Consider the following 25,617-nt stretch of genomic DNA (forward strand, 5'->3'; position numbering starts at 1 on the left):
CGGTCGAATTTATGGGTGCCGCGGTTTCGGTAAAAGACCTGGTCAAGACGTTCGGGCCGACCCGAGCGTTGGATGGCTTGGATCTCGAGGTTTCCGAAGGCGAGATTCACGGATTTCTCGGGCCGAACGGTTCGGGCAAGTCGACCACCATTCGGGTACTGCTCGGCCTGCTGCGTTCGGATTCGGGCGAGACAACGGTCCTCGGCGGCGATCCGTGGCGTGATTCCGTCGCCCTGCATCGGCGTCTGGCATACGTGCCGGGCGAGGTGAATCTGTGGCCGAATTTGACCGGGGGTGAGGCCATCGACTTGCTCGCCGGCTTGCGAGGCGGGATCGATGTGTCCACGCGCGCAGAGTTACTCGATCGTTTCGAGCTCGACCCCAGAAAGAAGGCGAGAACGTACTCGAAAGGTAACCGGCAGAAAGTGGCGCTCGTTGCCGCGTTCGCTTCGGATGTCGAACTCTATGTTCTCGACGAACCTACGTCCGGTCTCGACCCGTTGATGGAGGCGGTTTTCCAGGACTGTGTGCACGAGTTGGCCGATGCCGGGAAAACGGTACTGCTGTCGAGTCACATTCTGGCAGAGGTGGAAGCGCTGTGCGATCGAGTCAGTATCATCCGCGAAGGGCGAACGGTGGAGTCCGGAACGCTGTCGGAACTGCGGCATCTGACCCGGACCTCGGTGTCTGTCACGACGCGGACACCGGTCACCGGCCTGGACGCCTTCGAAGGTACGTACGACGTGCTCGTCGACGGTGACCACGCGAAGTGCGAGGTCGACAGTGTTCGGCTCGGCCCACTGATGGAACATCTGGTCAGCTTCGGGATCGTGGCACTGACGTCCACGCCACCCACTCTCGAGGAACTGTTCCTGCGTCACTACGGGGACGAGCGAGCGAAGGAGAGTTCGGAGCATCTGCGAGCGGAATCGGGGGCGCGGCCGTGACTGCCACGACCAGCCCGGTCGACGTTCACGAAGGAACCCAGTTCACCGGAACATCGCGGTTGATTCGGCTTGCGTTGCGACGTGATCGGATTCAGCTCCCGGTGTGGCTGATATCGCTGACCGTGTTTCTGGTCTTCGTCGCTGCCAGTGTCGGTGGTCTCTACAGCACTCCGGAGGAATTACGTTCCGTTGCAGTCGGATCCGCGGTCTCGCCGGTGGCGCTGGCAACCAACGGCATCGTGTCGGGGTACTCCGAGGGCGCGATCGTCGCCAGCCAGAGCGTTCTGGTGTTTGCGTTGGCCGCGGCGTTGATGAGCACGCTGGCGGTGGTGCGCCACACCAGGCAGAACGAGGAGACCGGACGCGCCGAGATGATCGGTGCGGCGGTTGTCGGTAGGCGCGCACTGTTGACGTCGGCGCTTGCTGTCACGATCGGTGCGAATATCGTTCTGGCTCTTGCCAGTGCAGTCGGACTGGTGGCCATCGGGTTTCCGGCGGACGGTTCGCTGGCACTGGGAGCGTCGATCGGCGGCACCGGTATCGCGTTTGCCGGCGTTGCGGCTGTGGCGGCTCAAATCACCGACGGCGCTCGCACCGCCAACGGTATTGCGGGCGCGGCCATCGGAGTTGCGTTCATGCTGCGGGCGATCGGCGACGTCGACAGCACTGTGGTCGACGACGGTACCCGCGTGGTCAGTGGATGGATGTCGTGGCTCTCGCCGATCGGGTGGGCGCAGCAGATACGACCGTTCGACGATAATGCCTGGTGGATACTGCTGTTGCTCTTCGGTTTTGCCGCCGTCCACATTGCGATTGCCTACATGCTCATCGGCCATCGTGACCAGGGAGCGGGGCTGGTCCAGCCGAGGCCGGGGCCACCGGTTGCGACGCGCTGGTTGCCGTCTGCTTGGGGTCTGGCGTGGCGCATGCAGAGAGTGACGATGTTCTGGTGGCTCTTCTCGGTAGTCATTCTCGGATTCTCTTACGGGGCAGTCGGAAACGAGATCGACGAGTTGGTGGGTTCGTCGCAGCAGACTGCTGACCTGTTCGAGCAGCTTGGTGGGGGATCAGCCGTATTGGTCGATGCCTACCTGGCTACCGCGTTGGGGTTCCTGTCGATAGTCATTGCGGCATATGCGGTTCAGAGCATTCTCCGCATGCACGGAGAAGAGTCCTCCGGAAGGTTGGAACCACTGTTGTCCACGGCTCTTCCGCGCTGGAAGTGGATGCTTTCGCACGTGAGCACCGTCGTGGGCGGGGTGGTGCTCGCGCACATTCTTGCGGGGGCGTTCACCGGGTTCGCGTTCGGTCTGGTTACCGACGACATCGCGGGCAACACTGTGCGGATGACGGGCGCGGCACTGGCCTATCTACCTGCAGTGCTGGTCGTTCTCGCAGTCGTGGCTCTCGTTTTCGGACTGTTTCCGGCGATTGCGTCGTCGCTGTCCTGGAGTATTTTTGCGGCCTGCATCGTTCTCGGGCAGTTCGGCGTGTTGTTCAAGCTGCCCCAGGTAGTCCTGGACCTGTCACCGTTCACGCACGTTCCCACTGCGCCCGCCGAAGCGGTAACGGCGATGCCGCTGGTTGTGTTGACCGCTCTGGCACTAGCTCTCGGTGCGTCGGCGATTGCTGCGTTTGCACGCCGAGACATCCGAATGTAGATGCTCGGTCACGAGGTCGGCCGGCAGTGGAGATACGCGTCGGTGACAACTTGGAACATGCGATTACCCTGCGCGTCAACTAATTTGGCAGTTGTCGTCACCAAGCCACGCGAGCGTTTGTCGAGTACCACATTGTCTACGGTGAGCGTGCCGCTCAAAGTGTCGCCGGGGCGGAGTGGGCGGAGGAATTGCACTTCGCGCATGGACTTGCCGGCAATGACGTTCCATCGGTCGTAAATGCTTGCGACCACAAGTTTCTGGCAAATGGCCAAGGTATGCACTCCGCTGCCGATCAAGCCGCCGAACACGCCGGATTCGGCAGCCTCTTTGTCGGTGTGGAACCACTGCGGGTCCCATTGCCTCGCAAAATCGACAATTTCCTGCTCTGAGACCGTGTGCGAATTCAACTCCATGATCTGGCCGATCCGAAGATCTTCGGCGTAGACGGAGCGATGGTGAAGGGTGGCAGAATCGTTCATGTTCTTCTGGATCTCCTGCGGGTAGGCCTGTACTCGGAACATACGCCACCTACCGAGCCACTAGAATCGGCAGATGGTCAACGACAAACACCTCGATCCAAACGCCCTGGTAGGGGAGTGGAACTTCGAACGAAGGATCGTCGACCGCCGTGCAGAAGCGACAAAACGCGTCGCGGGAAAAACCACCATCGAAGATTCCGGTGACGGCCGACTTCGCTGGTACGAAAGCGGGACCTTGTTCGACGGGGACCTGGAGTTGCCCGTGTTCCGCACGCTGTTCATCGAGCAGCATGACGGCGATTGGACGGTCACCTTCGAGGACGGTCGAGAGTTTCACGACTGGGCGCCCGGGGACGACGTCGAGCATCTGTGCGGCGCAGATACGTACCGCGGCCGCATCGACATCGACATCGAGGAAGGCTCAGCAGATTCGCAGGCTGTGTGGTCCGTCGAGTGGACGGTGACCGGGCCGAGCAAGAATTACACGATGACGACGCACCTCACAAGATCGTCGTAAATGACGCTCGACGCGCGCATGGTGGCGGTAGATTCCGGGTCATGACAGAACCGGTGAAAGGCCCAGCGTCGTATTTTCCGTCGATCGAGAAGAAGTACGGACGGCCGATCAGTGAGTGGCAGGAACTGATTCGCAGTTCCGACCTGACAAAGCACATGGAACTGGTTACCTGGCTGAAGTCCGAGCACGGGCTGGGGCACGGACATGCCAATGCTCTAGTGGCGCATACCCTGAAGGAAGATGCCGTCTAGCACCTACCGAGCGTCGAGTATCAACCATCCACCGTGATGCTCGAACACCTCGAACGCCGCGCCGGTCTTCTCGCCAACGGCGCGCAGTGATTCGAGGTCGAAGGTGCGGATGTGCCCGTGGCAGGCCGTTGCCTCGTCCTCGAACGGGACGGCGATCACAACGCGTTCTCGGGCGATCCGCATGGCCTGCGCGATCACCTTCTCTCCCACGGCATTATCGACATGTTCGAGCAGATGGATTGCCGTGACGGTATCCGCACTCTTGTCGGGTGCGGGTACCTCGCCGGCGTCGCAGATCAGTGTGTTGATCGTGATGCCCAGTTCGGGGGCAACCGCGTCGAGCAGGATCATGGTTCCGGGCAGGATATCCGTCGCAGTGACGTCCATGCCGGCGCCGGCAAGGCGCAACGGCAGGAATCCGAAACACGACCCGAGGTCGAGGACGGAGCCGCGTACGAGTTCGTGCGCCTTCTCGTGGATGGGCGCGAAATCGGCGCTGCCGTCCAGGAGTTCGCGCAGTGAGTTCCGGTAGTACGTGGTCCATGATTCGAGGGCGCCGTCGACGGTGGAGCGAACCAGTCCCACCATCGTGAGTTCGAATTCGTCCTGCCCGAAGTCGGCATCCTGGATCGAAGCGGTCACGCCCGCGACGAGGCGTTCGCTGAGGTCGTCCGCGGTCAGGGAATGCCGCACCAGAAGTGTGCCGTCACCACGGTCCAGAGTGAGCGGACCCGATGCCACCCGCTCGACCGTGACGTGGCCGAACGACCATCGCCCGGGTGTCGAGGGCGCAAGTGAATCCATGACCGGTGCGGCGGGTGCTGACATGGTGGGCCTTCCTCAGATGCTGATGCCGGTCCGCAAGGACTGCGTTCCGGTTCGCAGAAGTTCGGGTAGTTCCAGTGCGTCGTCGGTGAGCCACTGTTCGTAGGCGGCCATCGCGACACCGAGCAGAAGGTAGCCCACGGTCCGCGGGCCGTGATCGGTCGGTTCGAGGTTCATTCGCTTGGCAGCGTACTCGGCGACAACCTGGCGCCAGCCTTCGTACATCACCACCGAGTATGCCTGAAGTGTGGGCACGGTGAGGATGAGTTCCATCCGGTTACGGTGCACAGCAGTCTCTTCCGGGGGAAACGTGTTGAATGTCAGCAGCGCGGATTCGAGGGCGTCGACAAGCGGCATGTCCGCGGGTAGCGAATTGAAGTGTTCACGCATCTGAGCCAGGTGACCGTCGAAGTCGCCCCATGGCACGGCGTTCTTGGACGGAAAGTAGCGGAAGAACGTCCGGCGAGCGATCCCGGCGGCGTCGGCTATCTGGTCGACACTGACCTCGTTGAAGCCGAGTGTGGAAAAGAGTTCGATGCCGATCGTACTGATCCCCTCCCTGGTAGTGGAGGGGCGACGACCTATCCGAGCGGACGGGTTTCTGCGGCTTCGCATTCTTTTTCTGCTCCCAGTCTGTCATTCTGCACTCGATGCCATTACAGTGGTGAACCGAGTCACAGTGAAGTCCCACTCGTGACCACAGATTCAGGAGGAATCCATGTCCGATCGTGACAATAAGGCACTCGACAACGACCTCATCGAAGAATCGCTGGTCGAAGAGGTTTCGATCGACGGCATGTGCGGCGTGTACTGACCGTGCCTGCTTTGAATCTCGATGCGGGGTGGAAACTCCACCCGCAGGTAGCGCTTCGCCCCGAACCTTTCGGGGCGTTGCTCTACCACTTCGGAACGCGCAAGCTCTCGTTCCTGAAGAACACGACCATCGTTGCGGTGGTCAAGGCGTTGCCAGACCATCCTGATGTCCGGTCCGCACTGCGTGCGCAAGGCATCGAAGATGACGCGGCTCCCCAATATGCCCGCGCGCTGAGCACTCTCGCAGATTCGCACATGATTGTGCCTGTCTGAGTCGCTCGCTCGCTCCCACGTGCGGAACAGCCCTCTGCACGTTCGCCCGCTTCATTTCTTTGCGAGGACACAGCCATGACCTCAGTTCTTGAACAGCCCTCCCCGCCCGCTCCGGTGGGTCGCCTCGTCGACCAGTTCGAACTCGGTCTCGACGCCCCGATCTGTCTGACGTGGGAACTCACCTACGCCTGCAACCTGTCCTGCGTGCACTGCCTGTCGTCGTCGGGCCGCCGCGACCCCAACGAGCTGAGCACCGAGCAGTGCAAGGCCATCATCGACGAGCTGCAGCGTATGCAGGTTTTCTACGTCAACATCGGTGGCGGCGAGCCGACCGTGCGCTCCGACTTCTGGGAGCTCGTCGACTACGCGACGGACCACCAGGTTGGTGTGAAGTTCTCCACCAACGGCGTGAAGATCGACAAGAAGGTCGCGGCACGCCTTGCGGCCAGCGACTACGTCGACGTGCAAATCTCCATCGACGGCGCCACCGCTGAGGTCAATGATGCTGTGCGCGGACCGGGTTCGTTCGCGATGGCAGAGCGTGCGCTTGCCAACCTGAAGGAAGCCGGCTTCAAGGACGCCAAGATCTCGGTGGTCGTCACGCGGCACAACGTCACTCAGCTCGACGAGTTCAAGGCTCTCGCGGACAAGTACGACGCGACCCTGCGCATCACGCGCCTGCGTCCTTCGGGTCGCGGCGCCGACGTGTGGGACGATCTGCATCCGCGTCCCGAGCAGCAGCGTGAGCTCTACAACTGGCTGGTCGCCAACGGTGAGGGCGTCCTGACGGGCGACTCCTTCTTCCACCTCTCCGCGTTCGGCGATGCACTGCCCGGTTTGAATCTGTGCGGCGCGGGCCGCGTGGTGTGCCTGATCGACCCGGTCGGCGACGTCTACGCATGCCCGTTCGCGATTCACGATCAGTTCCTCGCCGGAAACATCGTGAAAGACGGTGGCTTCCAGCATGTCTGGCAGCACTCCGACCTGTTCCAGGAGCTGCGTTCGCCGCAGACCGGTGGCGCCTGCAGCAAGTGCAACCACTACGACTCGTGCCGCGGCGGTTGCATGGCAGCCAAGTTCTTCACCGGACTGCCGATGGACGGGCCTGATCCCGAGTGTGTCATCGGAAACGGTGAAATGGCGTTGGCCGGCGCGGGAGAGATCCCCAAGTCCAGTGTCGACCACTCACGATCGGGTCAACGTAAAACCCCACGTGCATCGGTGCCCTTGACACTGATGATGCGTCCCCCCGCCAAGATTTGTGACGAAAACCCGCTAGCGGGAATGTAAGTAGCTTTTCTGGCTACTTGCGATACGAGAGGTTTGATTGATGGCAAAGAACGCATTCTTCGAGACCGTCGCTGAAGCACAGCGACGTGCGCAGAAGAGGTTGCCCAAGTCCGTGTATGCGGCGCTGGTGGCCGGATCCGAAAAGGGTCTGACTGTCGACGACAATGTCGCGGCATACAGCGAACTGGGTTTCGCTCCGCATGCGGCCGGATTGCCGAACGAGCGGAACATGGCCACCACCATTATGGGGCAGGACATTTCGCTTCCGGTGATGATCTCGCCGACCGGTGTGCAGGCAGTGCACCCCGACGGTGAGGTGGCGGTTGCACGGGCCGCTGCGGCGCGGGGAACGGCCATCGGCCTGAGTTCTTTTGCCAGCAAGTCCATCGAAGAGGTCGCTGCGGCCAACCCGCAGGTGTTCTTCCAGATGTACTGGGTCGGCAGCCGCGACGTGCTCCTTCAGCGTATGGAGCGCGCTCGCGCTGCCGGTGCCAAGGGCCTGATCATCACCACCGACTGGTCCTTCTCGTACGGCCGCGACTGGGGCAGCCCGTCCATCCCTGAGAAGATGGACCTCAAGGCGATGTTCCAGTTCGCTCCCGAAGGCATCATGCGCCCGAAGTGGTTGTTGGAGTTCGCCAAGACCGGCAAGATTCCGGACCTGACAACACCCAACCTCGCGGCTCCCGGTCAGCCGGCACCGACGTTCTTCGGCGCGTACGGCGAATGGATGCAGACTCCGCTCCCGACGTGGGAAGACATCGCGTGGCTGCGTGAGCAGTGGGGTGGCCCTTTCATGCTCAAGGGCATCATGCGTATCGACGACGCCAAGCGTGCGGTCGACGCCGGTGTCTCCGCGATCTCCGTCTCCAACCACGGTGGTAACAACCTCGACGGCACTCCGGCGCCGATCCGCGTGCTCCCGGGTATCGCCGAAGCTGTGGGCGATCAGGTGGAGGTTGTTCTCGACGGCGGCATCCGACGCGGCGGCGACGTCGTCAAGGCCCTTGCCCTCGGTGCTAAGGCAGTCATGCTCGGTCGCGCGTACCTGTGGGGCCTCTCGGCAAACGGCCAGGCCGGTGTGGAGAACGTTCTCGACCTCATGCGTATGGGCATCGACTCGGGACTCATGGGTCTGGGCCACTCGTCCATCACCGAGCTCAGCAAGGACGACCTGGTGATTCCGGAAGGCTTCACCCGCACGCTGGGCGCGAACTGAACCTCTGGCTCTGATCGAGCTGTGAGTTGAGCCTTCACGAACACACAACCCTGGCCGGACGCCTTGTCCGGTCCAGGGTTGTTTTCGGTCCACACGAGACCAATCTTGGTGTGGGGAGAGCCTTCTCGGATCGGCACCGTGCGTACTACCAGCGCCGCGCCGAGGGCGGTGCCGGAATCGTCGTCACAGAAACGGCGTCGGTTCTGGAGAACGACTGGCCCTACGAGCGGGCACCGCTGGCATCACGGTGTGGGCCGGGTTGGCAAGCGATCTCCTCGGCATGCGCGCCGCATGGAACTTTGGTTCTCGCGGGGCTGGGGCACACGGGAATGCAGGGATCGAGCGCTTACTCACAGTCGGTTCTGTGGGGTCCGTCGAGGGTTGCTGATCCGGTGACACGCGAGTTGCCGATGATGATGGAAGAGAGCGACATAGATGTCGTGGTCGAAGGTTTCCGTACCTCGGCAGCGTTTGCCGTGAGCTCGGGAATGGACGGCGTCGAGATCGATGCCGGCCCGCGGAGCATTCTGCGGCAGTTCCTTTCGGGCCTGACCAATGCGCGCGAGGACAGGTACGGACGTGATCGGCTGACGCTCCTGCGGGAAGTCCTGCAGGTAGTTCGCGAAGCTGTCGGTGCGAACCATGTTGTTTCCCTGCGGTTGTCGTGCGACGAGCAGGCGCCGTGGGCGGGTGTGACGCCGGAACTGGCGGCCGGCCATGCGAGCGAACTGGAGCGGTATCTCGATCTGCTCGTTGTGGTGCGCGGCGGTCTCTATTCGGCCGCGGGGTATCGCCCGGACTTCCACGAAGAACCGAATTTCAATCGTGAACTGTGCCGAATCGTCAAGGCCGCAGTCTCGGTTCCTGTTGTGTTGCAGGGGAGCGTCGTCGACATCGCGGAGGCCCACGATGCGCTCGCGCACGTGGATTTTGTGGAAATGACCCGAGCGCAGATCGCCGACCCGGACCTGGTGGTGAAGTCAGCCCGCGGAGATCAGCCACGTCCGTGCGTCTTGTGCAATCAAACGTGCCTTGTGCGCGATCCGCGTAATCCGGTGGTGACGTGCGTCGGAAATCCGAGTGCCGGATTCGAGACGACAGATCCTGATGAGCGCGAGCAGGATTCGATTACCGGCCCGGTGCTGGTGGTCGGGGGCGGACCTGCGGGATTGGAAGCTGCACGCATCCTGGCCGGGCGAGGCGCTGCAGTCACCGTGACAGAACGATCATCGCGGTTCGGCGGGATGATCCGAACCTTTGCGCAGGGGAAGGGGCGCAGTCGATTTTTCTTGCTTGCGCAGTGGCTCGAGGACGAATGCCGTCGCAGCGGTGTCACCATGCTGACCGAGTGCACAATCAGCTCATCGGGGATCGACGACACTCGAGGCCGTGGTGGTGTGGTGATCGCGTCGGGCAGTATTTCCAGGCCGCCGACGTACTCTGTGGACACATCCGTTCTCTGGATGGACGCGGCGCGAGCGCTCGAGCTTGGCGGCGATTCGATCAAAGGCCCTGTTGTTCTTGTGGATCCGTTGGGTGGGCCGGTAGCCGTTGCGCTTGCGGAGGAGTTGGCAGAGTGCGGACTCGACGTCTCGATCGTCACACCTGACACAATCGTCGGTTCGCGGTTGGGTATGAGTGGCGACCTTGTCGGCGCGAACACCAGACTTCAGCAGGCTGGGGTGAACCGTATCTGCTCCTCGCGGGTACGTGCGGTTGTCGACGGCTGCGTGCGTATCGAGAACGTCTACACGGATGTTGCTGCAGAAATCCGGTGCGCGACCGTCATCGACTGCTCGCCTCGATTGCCTGACAGTTCCTTGCACGATTCGGTGGGCACTTATTCGGTGGGCACTTATTCGGCACGCGCGTCCGTCGGCGACACGATTGCTCCGAGAACTGTTCTCGAATCCATCCACGAAGGGCGCCGCGCAGGGTTTACTACTGGAACAGGTTTCAATTCCGTGGAGAGGATCGACTCATGACCCAGGTACGTTCACTCGAAGGCCGTGTTGCATTCATTACCGGCGCGGCGCGTGGTCAGGGCCGCTCACACGCAATTCGCTTGGCCAGGGAGGGCGCGTCGATCATTGCGATCGACGTCTGCAGTGCTGTCGCCGAGCACAACACGTACGACGCAGCGACCTCGGACGACTTCGCCGAGACCGTCCGCCTGGTCGAAGCCGAGGGCGGCAAGATCCTCGCGCGAGAGGCTGACGTCCGCGACAGTGCCGCGCTTGCCGCTGTGGTGAAGGACGGTGTCGAGCAGTTCGGTCGACTCGATATCGTGGTGGCCAATGCAGGCGTCTGCAACTGGAATCGATTCTGGGAGATGTCGGACGAACAGTGGGAAACCCTCATCGACATCAACCTCACCGGTGTGTGGAAAACCCTCAAAGCTGCCGTGCCGTCCATCATCGAGGGTGGCCGTGGTGGTTCGATCGTCGTGATCAGTTCGGTCGCCGGACTTAAGGCGATGCCCGGTCAAGCGCACTACGGAAGCGCAAAGTTCGGTTTGGTCGGTCTCACTCAGGCGGCGGCAAAGGAACTGGGGGAGTACAGGATCCGCGTCAACTCCATCCATCCATACGGGGTCAATACCCCGATGGGCGTTGATCAGGGCGCCCTCGCCGTGTTCCAGAACTACCCGCAATATCTCCCGAACTTCACCCCCATTCTCACCGAGACCGCTTTTGCCGAGCCCGACGAGATCTCCGATACCGTCGTGTGGTTGGCCGGTGACGGTTCACGCACCGTGACGGCAAGTCACATCGCTCTTGATCAAGGTAACTCCAAGGTCTGATGACGCCGTATCCTCGCCTCTTTACACCGCTGCGCCTGCGCGATTTCACCCTGCGTAACCGGGTGGTGTTCTCTGCGCACCTGACGAACTATGCAGAGAACGGGTTACCGACGGCGCAGCATGCCGCGTACTACGAGGCGAGGGCACGAGGCGGTGCCGGGTTGATCATCAGTGAGGAACATTCGACTCATCCGTCGGATCGACCGTACGAGAAGATGATCGCCGGATACAGGTCCGAGGTGGTCGAGGGTTATCGCCGGATCACCGATGCCGTGCACGCGCACGGGTCGGTGATCCTCGCTCAGGTCAACCACAATGGGGGACAGGGCGCCGGAACGTATTCGAGGCTCCCACTGTGGGCGCCCAGTGCCATAGCCGATCCACTGTTCCGGGAAGTCCCCAAAGCTGTTGACGACGGCGACATCGCAGAGATCCTCGACGGTTTTTCGCTGGTCGCGCGCAACTGCATCTCGGGCGGATTCGACGGCGTCGAATTGCAGGCGTCGCAGTCGTCGATTGTCCGAGCATTTCTGGCACCGTCGACAAACCGACGCACGGATCGGTACGGCGGTTCTGCCGAGAACCGTGCCCAGTTCCTGCTGGAAGTCTTGCGCGTTCTTCGCCGCGGCATCGGCCCTGATCGAATCCTCGGAGTCCGGCTGAGCGGTTACGAAGGAACCCGGGGCGGTATCGAGTTGCCTGACGCGGTCATGACTGCGCAGTTGGTGGAAGCAGACGGTCAGGTCGACTACATCAACACCGCCATCGGAATGGCCACAGAGACTTTGCATTTGATCGAGGCGTCGATGGCGGTGCCGAAGGGTTACGCGAACTTCATTCCGTCGGCGATCAAGGAAGTGGTCTCACTACCTGTGATCGGTGTCGGCCGATTCAAATCACCGGAACAGGCTGAGCAGGCGTTGGACGAGGGGCTCTGCGATCTCGTGGGGGTAGTGCGCGGTCAGATCGCAGACCCGGATTTTGTGAACAAGGCACGCGCGGGCCACTCGTCGCAGGTGCGAACCTGCCTGTCCTGCAACCAGGAATGCGTCGGACGGATGGGGCTCAACCGTTGGTTGGGCTGCACGGAGAATCCGCGGGCGGGACGGGAATCCGTTGCTTTACCTCTGCCGCGGTTGCAGGGTCGCAGCGTAGTTGTTGTCGGCGGCGGGCCGGCCGGTCTGCAGGCAGCGGCTACCGCCGCGCAGCGCGGGCATCGGGTGACGCTGTTCGAGCGCGACGCCGTTCTCGGTGGGCAGATTCGTACTGCCAGCGTGATGCCTGCTCGCCGGGAACTGGGCGATCTGATCTGCAATCTCGAATCCGAATGTCGCAGAGACGGCGTCACTATCGAACTCGAAACTGAAGTGACGGCGGAGAGGCTGATCGAGTTGGCCCCCGATGTGGTGGTTGTGGCTACGGGAGCAAAGCCAGTGCGCCCTACGTGGGCGGGAGACCTTCGCAGAGTGGTTGGTGTGCGCGACGTACTCGACGGGAAGGTGCTGCCGACCGGTTCGGTGTTGGTGTTCGACGAACTGGGATTCCATCAGGGCGCGTCGGTTGCGGAGTTCCTGGCAGATCGAGGGTGCACCGTCACGATCGCCACCAACGGGATGGTCGTGGCCCAGGATTTGAGTATCACTTTGGATTTCGAAGGCTGGAACCGCCGGGCACATGAGAAGTCGATAGTTCAGCGTACGGATCTGATGGTGACCGCGGTGCACGGCGAAGGTCCTGTGAGTGTCGAACTGGTGCATCATCCCACTGGAGTCCCTGAGTCTGTGGCGGCGGACTGGGTTGTGTTCGCGACGCAGCAGGAGCCGGAGGATGAATTGTGGAATACGCTGCGTGGCAGTTCCTTCGAGGTCTATCGAATTGGTGATGCCCTGTCGCCGAGGCGTTCACACAGTGCAGTCATTGAAGGTCATCGGGTTGCGGTAAACCTCTAACGACGTAAGCAGGCGTGTGCACCGGGGCATGTCTCTGCCCCGGTGCACATGTTGTTTTTTCAGGCTGCTGTTGGTGGTGTGTTCCCTGGTACCGGAACTTGGTACGGGTCTACCGACATGGGTGGATAGAACCGGGTTTTTCGGTCGTCTCCGATATCGACACGCCACTGCGTGTGATGCATCATCCGGTGGTGGTGCCCGCACAACAGGATCAGGTTGTCGAGGTCCGTTGGGCCGTCATCGAGCCAGTGGATCAGATGATGGGCGTCGCACCAGCCCGGTGGGGTGCCGCAACCGGGGAAGGCGCATCCTCCGTCCCTAACCGTCAGGGCCCGCCGCTGCGGGACGCTGGCAAGTCGCGCTTTCATGCCGTGGTTGAGGGGAACACCGTTGTCGTCGAGGAGGATTCGGGTGACTTCGCAGTCGCAGGCGAGCATGCGGGCGGTATCGAGGCTGATGGGGCCGGCCCAGTTGGTGATCGCGTATCCGAGTTCCTCGGTGGAGGGCAACATGTCTTTGAGCGCTTGGAGATCGGTCATGTCTTTTGCGGTGGCGGTGATCGTCAGGTGCGGTTTCACTCCACCTTCGATGGGGCCGAGGCCCGCGGCTTCGTAGCGGCGCAGCATTTCGCAGAATCCGTCGGCGCGTCGAAGTGCGGGGGTGCGTTCGTCTTTCACACCGTCCTTCTCCGGTGTGGGGGCCGACAGCGCGGACAGTAGCGCGATGAGACGGGCGCCGTTGACGGCGTCGAGGTCACCTTTCACGCTCACTCGCCCGTACAGGCCGCGGGAGGCGTAGAACTCGTTGAGCTGAAGAATCCTCACCAGCAGGTACCCCGTCGGCGCGGTTGCCGTACTGCTTCTGAATCCGGCGGATGGCTGCGCGGACGGAATCGCAGTCGGTGACCTTTTTCGAGGCGAGGGTCAGGAGGATGTCGCGGGCTTTCTCGACGTCGGCGAGGCTCATGTTCTTGGGTGGGTGCTGGCAGAAGTGGGCGACCTGACGCGCTTTCAATGCATCGATGTCGCCGTCGTGAAAAGATTGCCCGACAACAGGTTCGAGCATGAACAACCGCGCCAGGCCGACCAACTGACTGCATTCGCCGATCTCGAGATTCGTGGACAGGTGCAGCCACTGCGCGATAGCGCGGAATCCTTGGCCGCCGAGTGTGTCGCGGGTGAACATTTCGGTGATCATCACCGGCCATGCGGGACTGCATCTGGTGCCGGGCGCGGGCGAGGTCGAGGATCTCTGTCTTGAGACCCTCGCCGTCGTATTGCCACGCTTCCCGACTGTCCATGCACTAATTCTAATCGAACAGAATTTCGATTCCTAGGGACATATCGGACACGTTTGAACAATTCGACGCTCGAGACATGTTGACTTACAATAATATTCGAGACATTGATTCAAGTTGTCCACGTGCACTGCCCATGCGTGAACTGTCGACGAATATGATCGCATCATGACCGAAACCCGTGAACTGTCCGCTATCCCGAGCCCAGGGCTCGAGGGGTCTGCGCACACCGTTGTGGTTCCGGTCGGTTCGTTCGAGCAGCATGGTCCGCACTTGCCACTGGACACCGATACCCGAATTGCGAGAGCGGTGTCGAACGAGCTTCTTGGCGTCGTGGTTGCCCCAGCCCTCGAGTACGGCGCGAGCGGGGAGCACGAGGGTTTTGCCGGGACGATTTCCATCGGTGCCGAGGTCATGGAAATGGTGGTGGTCGAGTACGGACGGTCGGCATTCCGGTGGGCGAAGAGGGTGCTGTTTGTCAACGGACACGGCGGAAACGGTCCGGCGTTGGCAAAGGCTGTGGCGCTGTTGCGATACGAAGGCCGGGATGCAGCCTGGGTGCCCTGCGCGGTTCCGGGGGCGGACGCCCACGCGGGCAAGACAGAAACCAGCCTCTTACTGCACCTTTCGCCGGAATGTGTGGATATGAACCTGGCGGAGGTCGGAAATATTTCTCCTATCTCAGACCTGATGCCAGGATTGCGTTCGGGCGGTATGGTCGCTGTGTCGGATAACGGTGTTCTGGGTGATCCAGTTCAGGCAAGTGCCGTGGACGGCGCACACATTTTCGACGAGTTGGTGCAACGTGTGACGGATGGACTGGCCCGGTGGAGTCCGGGCCCGGATGGGAGGCTTCGGTGATGGTTGTTACCGATGGGGGGCGGGCGATCTACCCGAACCGATTCGCGGTGTTTTCCCTGACGATCGTCTGATGCGACCCGAACGACTCCCCGACGGCTTCGGCATTCGGTTGGATCCCAAAGTTCGCACGTACTCGGGTGGCCGCGTGCTCATCGGCGGTTCGCCGACGCGCATGCTCAAATTGGCTCCGACAGCGGCGGCGATGATCGGCGACGGCTTCCTCGAGGTTGTCGATCAGCAGAGCGCTGCGGTGGCGCGCCATCTGCTCGATTCGGGCGTCGCGAATCCTCGGCCCATGTCGACTCCGTCGGCGGCTGACGTCACTGTCGTGATTCCGGTCAAGGACAACGTTGCCGGCATCGAGCGGTTGTTGCCTGTCCTCAAGGATCTGGCGGTGATCGTTGTCGACGACGGGTCCGGCGTTCCTCTCGATCCGCGCCGGGACTACCCGGGTACCGGAACGGTCACCGTTGTCCGGCATGAGTACGCGCGCGGTCCTTCGTCGGCCCGCAATACGGGATTGCGTTCGGCACAAACACGTTTCGTGGCATTCCTCGACTCGGACGTCATTCCGCGAGCCGGCTGGCTCGAGCTGATGCTAGGGCATTTCAGTGATCCGGGTGTGGCGCTGGTGGCGCCGCGAATTGTGGCCCTCGATCCGTACGGGACGGCACTGGCTCGGTACGAAAGTATGCGCTCCTCGTTGGATCTCGGGCGGAAGGAAGCCGCCGTCAAGTCCGGCAGTCCGGTGTCATACGTGCCCAGTGCGGCCATGATCGTGCGGCGCGACGTGGCTCTCGACTGCGAGGGATTCGATGAAAACCTCGAGGTAGCAGAGGACGTCGATTTTTGTTGGCGTCTGCAGTCTGCCGGTTGGCGATTGCGCTACGAACCGGTTGCCAATGTCGCTCATGACCACCGGGTTCAGTTCGGTAAATGGTTCAGCCGACGAGCTTTCTACGGAACCGGGGCTGCGCCGTTGGCTGCGCGGCATCCGGGTTCGGTGCCGCCCATGGCCATGTCGGTCTCGACGCTGTTCGCGTGTGTTGCTGCAGCAACGCTCACCAAATCGGGGTTGGCCGGAGCGCTCGGAGCTTTGCTGTTCACCGTGTTCCGGTTGCGCAAGATGTTCACCGGTCTGAAGCAGCCGACGCGCATCGCGGCGATTCTCACAGCCCAAGGATTTGTGGGCGGGTTCTGGCAATTGGCGTCGGCGATGTGCCGTCACTATTGGCCGGTGACGCTGTTGGCTGTGATCAGCTCACGCAAGATCCGGCGATTGGCGATTGCCGCAGCCGTCAGTGAAGGGCTGGTGGACTGGTATCGGCACCGCGAGCCAGGTGGTTTGGGTCCGGTTCGGTACGTGTTGTTCAAACGGGCTGACGACGTGGCGTATGGATTCGGCCTGTGGCGCGGTGCGATCGAGGCGCGCGAGCCGGCGGCATTGAAGCCCCGAATCACCAAGTGAGCGTTCCGGATCACGCAGACTTCGTGGTGGTCGGTGGCGGCACCACGGGCTGTGTGGTCGCGGCGAGACTCAGTGAGGACCCAGCCGCGCAGGTGCTTCTTCTCGAGGCGGGAAGTGGATATCGGTCGACGGTTGATCTTCCGGGTGTCCTCGATGATCCGTATTTGCTGCCGGTGGGGCCGACCAGTGAACACACCTGGACGTATCCGGTCGAGTTGACGCCGAGTCGACGTGCCGTCGTCTCGCGTGGGCGAACTCTCGGTGGGAGCGGCGCGGTAAATGGTGCGTACTTCGCGCGGGCCACGCGTACAGATTTCGACCTCTGGCCCGATTCCTGGAGCTACGAGAAAGTGCTGCCGTACTTCCGGAAGTCGGAGAACGATTACGATTTCGGCGGGCCGTACCACGGTGACAATGGTCCGATTCCGGTGCGTCGGCGCCAACTCGACGACATGCATCCACTCAGCAGTCGGTTCCACGACGCGGCCCTTGCGGCCGGTTTCCCCGAGGACGCAGACAAGAATGCGCCGGATTCGAACGGCGTCGGCCCGGTCCCGCTGAATATCTCCGACCACCGTCGTATCAGTACTGCGGTCGGCTACCTGTTGCCGGCGATGGGACGCCGCAATCTCACCGTTGATGTGGGTGTCACCGTGCTGCGGATCGTGTTCGCCGGAACGCGGGCAGTGGGCGTCGATGTCCTCGACGGCACGGCGTTGCGTCGTATCCACGGGCGTCACATCGTGGTGTGCTCGGGAGCGGTTGCCACGCCGCTCCTGCTCCTCAATTCCGGCGTCGGATCGGCTGATCAGCTTGTGGCTCATGATGTTCCGGTGGTGGTCGACCTTCCAGGCGTGGGGCAGGGATTTGTCGATCACCCGGAAGTGTTGCTGCCTTACCGGTATTCGGTTCCGGAGATCTTGCGCCCGCAGACCCCGGTTCTGGAGATGACTCTGAACGACGCGAACCTCGAAATCCGGCCGTACACAGCGTCGTTCACAGATCTGGTGCCCGGAATTCCGCAGATGGACCACGGGATCGGCGTGGTGCTGATGGCGCCGCACAGCCGCGGAACCGTCGAACTCGATCCGAAGGCGCCGGGCGGATCGCCGCGGATCCGATACAACTACGTCGACTCCTCGCACGATCGTCGAGTCCTGCGGCAGGGAATGCGGATCGCCGAGGATCTGCTCGAAACTATCGCGAAGACCGGAATGATCCAGCGGCCGGAGATCGAGTACTCGGACGAGTGGATCGAATCGCGGTTGGGCACGTCCTTGCACATGTCGGGTAGTTGCGTCATGGGTTCGGAGTTCGACCCGGGGGCGGTTGTCAACGATCGGTGCAGTGTCTTCGGCGTCGACGCACTCAGTATTGTCGACACATCGATCATGCCGGTGATTCCCACTCGCGGTCCCCATGCGACTGCGGTGATGCTGGCTGAACGGGCAAGTGAACTGGTGCGTGGCGCTGCCCGGGCGTGAAGAGGAACCGACCATCTTCACCATTGTGATGTGATCGGCACTACAGTGGCAGGGGAGCGGAGGAACACAGAATATGGCACGTGAACAGGCTGTGTACGGCAACCCGTGGGTAGCAGTACGGCCCGGAGATGACGTAGCGGTGCTGGCACGGCGACTGTCGAGTGCCCATCAGTCCTTCATCGACGCCCATGACGGAGCTGCAATAGCGGACGATTCGCGCGTGCGGTCGGTTGTGCTCGAATCCTGGATGCGTAGTAGAAACAAGGGCGTCGATCCGGACGTTGTCGGTGCTCCGGAGATGCTCGAAGGTCTGGATCTCGAGAGCTATCGCTCGTCGCATCCTATGTCTCTCATTCGGCCGGTAGTTCGAAAACTGCTGGTAGAGGATGCAGCGGACACCGGCCTGTTGATCGCGATCAGCGATGCACACGGTCGGTTGCTGTGGGTGGAGGGCGACAGTGCCGCCAAGGATCGGGCGCTGTCGATGAATTTTGTCGAAGGCGCGGACTGGAGTGAAGACCGCGTCGGCACCAATGCTCCCGGGACAGCACTCGCACTCGATCATTCGGTGCAGATTTTCGGTTCGGAGCATTTCAACCGCACCGTGCACGACTGGAGTTGTTCGGCAGCGCCGGTCCACGATCCCACGACCGGTCAAATTCTCGGTGCCATCGACATCACCGGTGGACCACGGGTTGCCGTCCCGGAAGTGCTGTCGTTGATTCGTGCAACGGTGGCCGCCGCCGAATCGGAACTGCGGTTCCACCTGCTCAATTCGCCGATTCCGCTCACTGCCTCAGCTCCGAGGCTGGAGACATTCGGCGGCGGACGGCCGACTCTCGTCCGTGGCGGTGAGCGAATTCCGGTCTCGCAACGCCACGCCGAGATCTTGCTTCTGCTCGCCGAACATCCGGAAGGACTCAGCGCAGATCACCTTGCCGTTCTCCTCGACGAAGGTGAATTGGACGGTGTGACTATTCGCGCCGAGATGTCTCGCCTTCGTAAGGTATTCGGCGCCGATCGGTTGGCGTCGAGGCCCTATCGCATCATCACCGAGTTCGCCACGGACGTCGACGATGTCCGCAAGGCACTGGACCGCGGCGACGCAGCGACGGCCATGCGCTTGTATTCCGGCCCGGTCCTGAGTGGTTCCACCGCTCCGGGCATCGACGCGATCCGGGACGAATTGCGCACCCGGGTTCAGGCCGCGCTTCTTCGCGGTGGCGACGCCAACCTTCTCGCCAAGTGGACCACCTCGGTCCATGGTCGAGAGGATTCCGTCGTCTGGGAGGCGTACCTGTCGACGCTCGACCCAAAATCTGCACTGTATTCGCAGGTCAAAGCAAAAATCGACCTGCTGGACCGGCAACTCGGACTCTGAGGAACGGGCGCGTTGCACCGGCCGAACAGGCGCGTTGCACCAACCGAATGGGCGCGTTGCACCGACGCAACGTACTTGCAACGTTGCAACTCCTAGTGTTGTGAATCACACCCCGCCGGGGGGTGGGACTGCAGTCACCGATTTCGGGACTGTGCCCAGGAAGATCATGTTTACATAGGAGCTTGCAATGACCGTGTACGCCCGCCCAGGTACCGCCGACGCGATCATGTCCTTCCAGTCTCGTTACGACAACTGGATCGGCAACGAATGGGTTGCTCCGGTCAAGGGTCAGTACTTCGAGAACCCGACGCCGGTGACCGGACAGAATTTCTGTGACGTGGCACGTTCCACCGCCGAAGACATCGAGCTCGCTCTCGACGCAGCGCACGCAGCGGCACCGGCGTGGGGCAAGACTTCGGTCGCCGAGCGCGCCATCATCTTGAACAAGATCGCCGATCGCATGGAGGAGAACCTCGAATCCATCGCGCTCGCCGAGTCCTGGGACAACGGCAAGCCGATCCGTGAAACCCTCAACGCGGACATCCCGCTTGCCATCGACCACTTCCGCTACTTCGCGGGAGCGATTCGCGCACAGGAAGGTTCGCTCTCGGAGATCAACTCCGACACCGTGGCGTACCACTTCCACGAGCCGCTCGGCGTAGTCGGCCAGATCATTCCGTGGAACTTCCCGATCCTCATGGCCGTCTGGAAGCTGGCTCCCGCACTTGCTGCCGGCAACGCCATCGTCCTCAAGCCCGCAGAGCAGACTCCTGTGTCGATCCTGCACCTCATCGGCATCATCGGTGACCTGCTGCCTGCCGGTGTTCTCAACATCGTCAACGGTTTCGGCGTCGAGGCCGGCAAGCCGCTCGCGTCGAGCCCGCGTATCAAGAAGATCGCGTTCACCGGTGAAACCACCACCGGACGTCTGATCATGCAGTACGCGTCGCAGAACCTGATCCCGGTCACCCTCGAACTCGGCGGCAAGAGCCCCAACATCTTCTTCTCCGACGTGCTCGCCGCCAACGACGACTACCAGGACAAGGCCCTCGAAGGCTTCACGATGTTCGCGCTCAACCAGGGCGAGGTGTGCACGTGCCCGTCGCGTTCGTTGATCCAGGAAGATATTTTCGACGACTTCCTCGCAATGGCTGCCATCCGCACCAAGGCTGTGCGCCAAGGTGATCCGCTTGATACCGAGACCATGATCGGCGCGCAGGCCAGCAACGACCAGCTCGAGAAGATCCTGTCCTACATTGAGATCGGCAAGGCCGAAGGCGCCAAGGTCATCACCGGCGGTGAGCGGGCTCAGCTGGGCGGCGACCTCTCCGGCGGCTACTACGTGCAGCCGACGGTCTTCACCGGCAACAACAAGATGCGCATCTTCCAGGAAGAGATCTTCGGACCGGTCGTGTCCGTCACGTCCTTCAAGGATTACGACGAGGCCATCGAACTTGCCAACGACACCCTCTACGGTCTCGGCGCCGGCGTCTGGTCGCGTGATGGTGGAGTTGCATACCGTGCGGGCCGCGACATCCAGGCCGGCCGAGTGTGGACCAACACGTACCACCAGTACCCCGCACACGCAGCCTTCGGTGGATACAAGCAGTCCGGTATCGGCCGCGAGAACCACCTGATGATGCTCTCGCACTACCAGCAGACCAAGAACCTCCTGGTCAGCTACGCGCAGAAGGCTCAGGGCTTCTTCTGATCCTCGCTTCGCGCAACACATAAAGGCAACACGAGGATTCGAACACACGGAGGCTGGAATGGACGCTACTGATGTCACCGCACCTGATGACACGGCCGGCGTCGTTCCACCCCGTCTCGTGACCACCGCTGGGGCGGCTGATCTTCTGCGCCGCCTCAGCGGAAACCACGGCGAACTGATGATGCATCAATCCGGTGGATGCTGCGACGGCAGCGCGCCGATGTGTTATCCCGCAGGTGAATTCATCGTCGGTGACCGTGACGTACTGCTCGGCGTCATCGATCTGCGGCTCGGGGTCGGTGAGATACCCGTCGACCTGCCCTCGGGTACGGACGCCGTGCAGGTCTGGATTTCCGGATCCCAATTCGAAGCGTGGAAGCATACCCAGTTGGTTCTGGACGTGGTGCCCGGCCGGGGCAGTGGGTTCAGTCTGGAGTCTCCTGAAGGATTCCGATTCCTCAGTCGAGCACGGGCTTTCACGGCGCAAGAGAACGATGCACTCAACTCGTCCGCGATCTTGGTCGGCGCCCAGTGGGAGGCCGGTGTGCGCCCCCTTCCGCCAACAGTTCCTCAGGTTGTCGCCGAAGCGGTGGACGCGTGCCCGGTTCCGGGCATGGCCGGACGAGCCTGAGCGTTTTACAGCCCGGTCATCGCCGCGGCGATTGTTGGTTACTTCTCACCCATACTGTTGAGCCACGCGGCGCCAGGGCACTGGCGTCGTTGAATTCTTGACCGATTCAGAGGATGGACATGTCTCTTTCCGAGCACGTGCCGGACAAGTCGACAGGCGCGCACCACGACGGCGCCGATTTTCACGCAGAAGACAATTCGTATCTCGAAAAACGAACACTCCGCAAAGGCACGGCAGGATGGGTGCTGCTGGCCGGATTGGGTGTCAGCTATGTGATTTCCGGTGATTATGCCGGATGGAACAACGGACTGGCCGAGGGCGGATTCGGCGGTCTGCTGATCGCTGCCGTCGTCATCGCCGGAATGTACCTGGCGATGGTGCTTGGCATGGCCGAGATGTCGTCGGCGCTCCCCGCTGCTGGTGGTGGTTATACGTTCGCTCGTCGAGCGTTGGGCCCGTGGGGTGGATTTGCCACCGGCACTGCGATTCTCATCGAGTATTCCATCGCACCGGCCGCCATCGCGACGTTCATCGGAGCTTACGTCGAATCGCTCAATCTGTTCGGAATCACCGACGGTTGGTGGGTCTACCTCGCGGTGTACGCGATCTTCATCGGTATTCACCTCACCGGTGCGGGTGAGGCACTCAAGGCGATGTTCGTGATTACCGCCATTGCTCTCGTCGGCCTTGTCGTCTTTGCGGTTTCCGCTGTGGGACTGTTCGATTCGTCGAATCTCACCGACATCGCAGTCGATACTTCCGCTGCTGGGTCGTCGTCGTTCCTGCCCTTCGGGTTGATCGGAATCTGGGCAGCAGTTCCCTTCGCGATCTGGTTCTTCCTTGCGGTAGAAGGTGTTCCACTCGCAGCTGAGGAAGCGCGCGAACCGGAGAAGAACGTTCCGCGCGGCATCATCATCAGCATGCTGATCCTGATCGTCACGGGCGCAGCCGTTCTCTTCCTGGCGACGGGCGCATTGGGTGCCGACGCATTGTCCACCTCCGGTAACCCGTTGGTCGAGGCGCTCGGCGACAGCGGCGCGGCCAAGGTCGTCAACTACATCGGGCTCGCCGGCTTGGTCGCGAGTTTCTTCTCGATCATGTACGCGTACTCCCGCCAGACCTTTGCGCTCTCGCGTGCCGGATACCTGCCCAAGAACCTGTCGGTGACAAACAAGCGTAAGGCCCCGACACTGGCACTCGTAGTCCCGGGAGTCATCGGGTTTGCCCTCTCGCTCACCGGAGAAGGCGCGATGCTGTTGAACATGGCGGTATTCGGCGCGGCTGTCAGCTATGTGCTGATGATGGTGAGCCACATCGTGCTTCGCAAGCGGGAGCCGAACATGCCCCGTCCGTATCGGACTCCCGGCGGAATTGCCACCACTTCTTTTGCTCTTGTCGTCGCAGCGATATCCGTGGTCGCCACGTTCTTGGTCGATCCGATCGCAGCACTTCTCACGCTCGCAGCATTCGGTGTTCTCATGGCCTATTTCGGTCTCTACAGTCGACATCATCTTGTTGCCAACTCGCCCGATGAGGAGTTTGCTGTACTTGCACAGGCGGAAGAAGAACTGGAATGAGCATGTACCACCAACAGGTTTCGGGCACGACGTACACGTTCGAGAGCCTCGTCGACCTCATGGCCAAGGCGACGCCACTTCGATCAGGTGACGAACTGGCCGGTTGCGCGGCGCACTCCGACGCCGAACGTGCTGCTGCCCAATGGGTTCTGGCGGATCTTCCGTTGAAAGTATTTCTGGAAGATCTCCTGGTTCCGTACGAGGACGACGAGGTCACGCGGCTCATCGTCGACAGTCACAACCGTCTGGCCTTTCAACCGGTCGCGCATCTGACCGTCGGCGGCTTGCGGGACTGGCTTCTCGAGACTGCGTCGGCGCCAGGTGCGGCGACCCAACTTGCTGCGGTGAGCCCAGGCTTGACCCCGGAGATGGTGGCGGCGGTCAGCAAGATCATGCGTAATCAGGATCTGATTGCCGTCGCGAAGGCGATCACCGTCACCGCCGGCTTCCGGACCACCATCGGTCTACCTGGTCGGCTGAGCACCCGGCTACAACCCAACCATCCCACCGATGACCCACGGGGAATTGCCGCAGCGACTCTCGACGGTCTCCTCCTGGGCTGTGGCGACGCCGTCATCGGGATCAACCCGGCGACGGACTCTCCGCAGGCCACATCGGATCTGTTGCACCTCCTCGACGACATCCGGCAGCGATTCGAGATTCCGACACAATCCTGCGTGCTCTCCCACGTGACCACGACGATCGGACTGATCGAATCCGGTGTACCGGTCGATCTCGTCTTCCAGTCGATTGCCGGCACAGAAGGCGCCAATTCCGGTTTCGGGGTGAATATTCCGCTGCTCCGAGAAGGTAACGAAGCCGGTCGGTCCTTGCACCGGGGGACCGTCGGGAACAACGTCATGTACCTCGAGACCGGGCAGGGTTCGGCGCTCAGTTCCGGCGCTCACCTCGGCACCGGCGGCGCGCCTGTCGATCAGCAAACTCTCGAAACTCGCGCATACGCAGTGGCCCGCGACCTCGAGCCACTCCTGGTCAACACCGTCGTCGGATTCATCGGGCCCGAGTACTTGTACGACGGTAAACAGATCATCCGAGCAGGCCTCGAAGATCATTTCTGCGGAAAACTGCTGGGACTGCCGATGGGCGTCGACGTGTGTTACACCAACCACGCCGAGGCCGACCAGGACGACATGGACAACCTGTTGACCCTGCTCGGAGTGGCGGGTGCCGCATTTGTGATCGCGGTTCCCGGGGCGGACGACGTGATGCTCGGGTATCAGAGTTTGGCATTCCACGACGCGTTGTACGTGCGACGGGTGCTTGGCCTGCAACCTGCTCCGGAGTTCGAGGCCTGGCTTCACGGTTTGGGGATGACGGACGGAGATGGACGAGTGTTGCCCGTAGATGCCTCCGTGTCGCCGCTGCGAGCACTGACGGTGAACCGATGAGCGACGACGCGGCACCGGTTGTCGACTTCTGGAGTCCGCTTCGTGCGACAACGCAGTCGCGAATCGGGTTGGGCCGCACCGGAGATTCGTTGCCCACCACACGAGTGCTCGAGTTCAAGGCCGCTCACGCTGCCGCGCGGGATGCCGTTCACGTACCGCTCGATTCGGAGATTCTCGCTCGGCGGGTCGAAGCCGTCGGAATCGGGGCGCCGGTGGTGGTCACCAGCGGCGCGTCCACGCGGAGCGAGTACCTACGCCGACCCGATTTGGGACGCCGACCGGCTGATCTGCGTGCGATCGAAACGTCGGACAAGGAAATTGGATTCATTCTCGCGGACGGACTTTCACCGCGCGCCCTCATGGATCACGGTGAGCAGTTGCTCGCAGCGCTTGTCGCCGTCCTGGGAACGACGTATTCGATTGCGCCGCCCGTCATAGCAACCAATTCGAGAGTGGCACTGGGGGACCACATCGCGGCGGCAATGGGTGTGCAGACTGCTGTGGTCCTGATCGGCGAACGTCCTGGACTCTCGGTTGCAGACAGCGTCGGGATCTATCTGACCCATCTCCCACGAGTCGGACGCACGGACGCGGATAGAAACTGCATCTCCAACATCCATCCACCGGAAGGTCTGGGCTACGAGCAGGCAGCACGCGTTGTTGCGGGATTGGTGACCGGCGCCCGAAAGCTAGGGCGTTCCGGTGTCGACCTCAAGGACACGTCGCGGGCAGACCAGTTGGCCTCGGGTGAGGTGCTGACCCTCGAATAGT

The 25,617-nt window shown here is 61.9% G+C and carries 23 protein-coding genes and 1 pseudogene; 20 read left to right on the forward strand and 4 right to left on the reverse strand.

Annotated features, from left to right (window positions below; all coding sequences use genetic code 11):
- The first annotated feature begins 11 nt into the window (after positions 1-11).
- Together V2B23_RS22120 and V2B23_RS22125 are read left to right on the forward strand one after the other, a co-directional pair.
- Positions 12-947, forward strand: coding sequence for an ATP-binding cassette domain-containing protein (locus tag V2B23_RS22120; protein WP_430952285.1), 936 nt, complete (start codon positions 12-14; stop codon positions 945-947).
- Positions 944-2,608 (forward strand): ABC transporter permease, encoded by a 1,665-nt coding sequence (locus V2B23_RS22125; RefSeq protein ID WP_430952286.1) that lies wholly within the window; start codon positions 944-946, stop codon positions 2,606-2,608. Before V2B23_RS22120 ends, V2B23_RS22125 begins: the two co-directional genes overlap by 4 nt.
- Before the next feature lie 8 nt (positions 2,609-2,616).
- On the opposite strand, the gene V2B23_RS22130 is transcribed toward V2B23_RS22125, so the two are convergent.
- Positions 2,617-3,087, reverse strand: a complete 471-nt coding sequence (locus V2B23_RS22130; RefSeq protein ID WP_430952338.1) for a MaoC/PaaZ C-terminal domain-containing protein — start codon at positions 3,085-3,087, stop codon at positions 2,617-2,619.
- Between the two features lie 73 nt (positions 3,088-3,160).
- On the opposite strand from V2B23_RS22130, the gene V2B23_RS22135 reads away from it, so the two are divergent.
- Positions 3,161-3,604 carry a DUF6314 family protein gene (locus tag V2B23_RS22135; protein ID WP_430952287.1) on the forward strand — a complete coding sequence of 148 codons (444 nt, stop codon included), beginning with the start codon at positions 3,161-3,163 and terminating at the stop codon, positions 3,602-3,604.
- Positions 3,605-3,645: 41 nt separating this feature from the next.
- On the forward strand, positions 3,646-3,855 hold the full coding sequence (locus tag V2B23_RS22140; protein WP_430952288.1) for a DUF4287 domain-containing protein: 210 nt from the start codon (positions 3,646-3,648) through the stop codon (positions 3,853-3,855).
- Positions 3,856-3,858: 3 nt separating this feature from the next.
- Here V2B23_RS22140 and mftM read toward each other — a convergent pair whose 3' ends face one another.
- Both mftM and mftR read right to left on the reverse strand, forming a co-directional pair.
- A complete protein-coding gene (gene mftM, locus V2B23_RS22145) occupies positions 3,859-4,683 on the reverse strand; it encodes a mycofactocin oligosaccharide methyltransferase MftM (protein ID WP_430952289.1) in 825 nt (274 codons plus the stop codon).
- A gap of 12 nt (positions 4,684-4,695) precedes the next feature.
- Positions 4,696-5,295, reverse strand: a complete 600-nt coding sequence (gene mftR / locus V2B23_RS22150; protein WP_430952290.1) for a mycofactocin system transcriptional regulator — start codon at positions 5,293-5,295, stop codon at positions 4,696-4,698.
- Between the two features lie 103 nt (positions 5,296-5,398).
- Here mftR and mftA point away from each other — a divergent pair, with 103 nt between their 5' ends.
- The 7 genes from mftA (at position 5,399) to V2B23_RS22185 (ending at position 13,027) form a co-directional block, all read left to right on the forward strand.
- On the forward strand, positions 5,399-5,494 hold the full coding sequence (gene mftA, locus V2B23_RS22155; protein WP_072782308.1) for a mycofactocin precursor MftA: 96 nt from the start codon (positions 5,399-5,401) through the stop codon (positions 5,492-5,494).
- A complete protein-coding gene (mftB, locus tag V2B23_RS22160; RefSeq protein WP_033236400.1) occupies positions 5,479-5,766 on the forward strand; it encodes a mycofactocin biosynthesis chaperone MftB in 288 nt (95 codons plus the stop codon). Before mftA ends, mftB begins: the two co-directional genes overlap by 16 nt.
- A 75-nt stretch (positions 5,767-5,841) precedes the next feature.
- On the forward strand, positions 5,842-7,056 hold the full coding sequence (gene mftC, locus V2B23_RS22165; protein WP_430952291.1) for a mycofactocin radical SAM maturase: 1,215 nt from the start codon (positions 5,842-5,844) through the stop codon (positions 7,054-7,056).
- Positions 7,057-7,096: 40 nt separating this feature from the next.
- On the forward strand, positions 7,097-8,275 hold the full coding sequence (gene mftD / locus V2B23_RS22170; RefSeq protein ID WP_430952292.1) for a pre-mycofactocin synthase MftD: 1,179 nt from the start codon (positions 7,097-7,099) through the stop codon (positions 8,273-8,275).
- Between the two features lie 26 nt (positions 8,276-8,301).
- Complete coding sequence (locus tag V2B23_RS22175; protein ID WP_430952293.1) at positions 8,302-10,260, forward strand: mycofactocin system FadH/OYE family oxidoreductase 1; 1,959 nt, start codon at positions 8,302-8,304, stop codon at positions 10,258-10,260.
- Positions 10,257-11,078, forward strand: coding sequence for a mycofactocin-coupled SDR family oxidoreductase (locus V2B23_RS22180; RefSeq protein WP_092801761.1), 822 nt, complete (start codon positions 10,257-10,259; stop codon positions 11,076-11,078). Before V2B23_RS22175 ends, V2B23_RS22180 begins: the two co-directional genes overlap by 4 nt.
- On the forward strand, positions 11,078-13,027 hold the full coding sequence (locus tag V2B23_RS22185; protein ID WP_430952294.1) for a mycofactocin system FadH/OYE family oxidoreductase 2: 1,950 nt from the start codon (positions 11,078-11,080) through the stop codon (positions 13,025-13,027). The genes V2B23_RS22180 and V2B23_RS22185 overlap by 1 nt, the downstream gene beginning before the upstream one ends.
- Before the next feature lie 59 nt (positions 13,028-13,086).
- On the opposite strand, the pseudogene V2B23_RS22190 reads toward V2B23_RS22185, so the two are convergent.
- Positions 13,087-14,327 (reverse strand): annotated as a pseudogene (locus V2B23_RS22190) (DUF222 domain-containing protein).
- Positions 14,328-14,492: 165 nt separating this feature from the next.
- Here V2B23_RS22190 and mftE point away from each other — a divergent pair.
- The 9 genes from mftE to eutC all read left to right on the forward strand — a co-directional run bounded on the left by mftE (position 14,493) and on the right by eutC (position 25,616).
- Positions 14,493-15,185 carry a mycofactocin biosynthesis peptidyl-dipeptidase MftE gene (gene mftE, locus V2B23_RS22195; RefSeq protein ID WP_430952295.1) on the forward strand — a complete coding sequence of 231 codons (693 nt, stop codon included), beginning with the start codon at positions 14,493-14,495 and terminating at the stop codon, positions 15,183-15,185.
- A 70-nt stretch (positions 15,186-15,255) separates the two neighbouring features.
- The gene (gene mftF, locus V2B23_RS22200) at positions 15,256-16,653 is read left to right on the forward strand and encodes a mycofactocin biosynthesis glycosyltransferase MftF (RefSeq protein ID WP_430952296.1); all 1,398 of its coding nucleotides are present in this window, start codon (positions 15,256-15,258) and stop codon (positions 16,651-16,653) included.
- The gene (gene mftG, locus V2B23_RS22205; protein ID WP_430952297.1) at positions 16,650-18,137 is read left to right on the forward strand and encodes a mycofactocin dehydrogenase MftG; all 1,488 of its coding nucleotides are present in this window, start codon (positions 16,650-16,652) and stop codon (positions 18,135-18,137) included. Before mftF ends, mftG begins: the two co-directional genes overlap by 4 nt.
- A 73-nt stretch (positions 18,138-18,210) precedes the next feature.
- The gene (locus V2B23_RS22210) at positions 18,211-19,518 is read left to right on the forward strand and encodes a transcriptional regulator (protein WP_430952298.1); all 1,308 of its coding nucleotides are present in this window, start codon (positions 18,211-18,213) and stop codon (positions 19,516-19,518) included.
- 187 nt (positions 19,519-19,705) lie between these two features.
- Complete coding sequence (gene adh / locus V2B23_RS22215; RefSeq protein ID WP_430952299.1) at positions 19,706-21,229, forward strand: aldehyde dehydrogenase; 1,524 nt, start codon at positions 19,706-19,708, stop codon at positions 21,227-21,229.
- A 58-nt stretch (positions 21,230-21,287) separates the two neighbouring features.
- Positions 21,288-21,860, forward strand: a complete 573-nt coding sequence (locus tag V2B23_RS22220) for a DUF779 domain-containing protein (RefSeq protein ID WP_430952300.1) — start codon at positions 21,288-21,290, stop codon at positions 21,858-21,860.
- Positions 21,861-21,973: 113 nt separating this feature from the next.
- A complete protein-coding gene (gene eat / locus V2B23_RS22225) occupies positions 21,974-23,437 on the forward strand; it encodes an ethanolamine permease (RefSeq protein ID WP_430952301.1) in 1,464 nt (487 codons plus the stop codon).
- The gene (locus tag V2B23_RS22230) at positions 23,434-24,846 is read left to right on the forward strand and encodes an ethanolamine ammonia-lyase subunit EutB (protein WP_430952302.1); all 1,413 of its coding nucleotides are present in this window, start codon (positions 23,434-23,436) and stop codon (positions 24,844-24,846) included. The genes eat and V2B23_RS22230 overlap by 4 nt, the downstream gene beginning before the upstream one ends.
- On the forward strand, positions 24,843-25,616 hold the full coding sequence (gene eutC, locus V2B23_RS22235; RefSeq protein ID WP_430952303.1) for an ethanolamine ammonia-lyase subunit EutC: 774 nt from the start codon (positions 24,843-24,845) through the stop codon (positions 25,614-25,616). The genes V2B23_RS22230 and eutC overlap by 4 nt, the downstream gene beginning before the upstream one ends.
- The last annotated feature ends 1 nt before the right edge of the window (position 25,617 follow it).

Source organism: Rhodococcus sp. 24CO (genome assembly GCF_050586165.1).
Taxonomy (GTDB): domain Bacteria; phylum Actinomycetota; class Actinomycetes; order Mycobacteriales; family Mycobacteriaceae; genus Rhodococcus_F.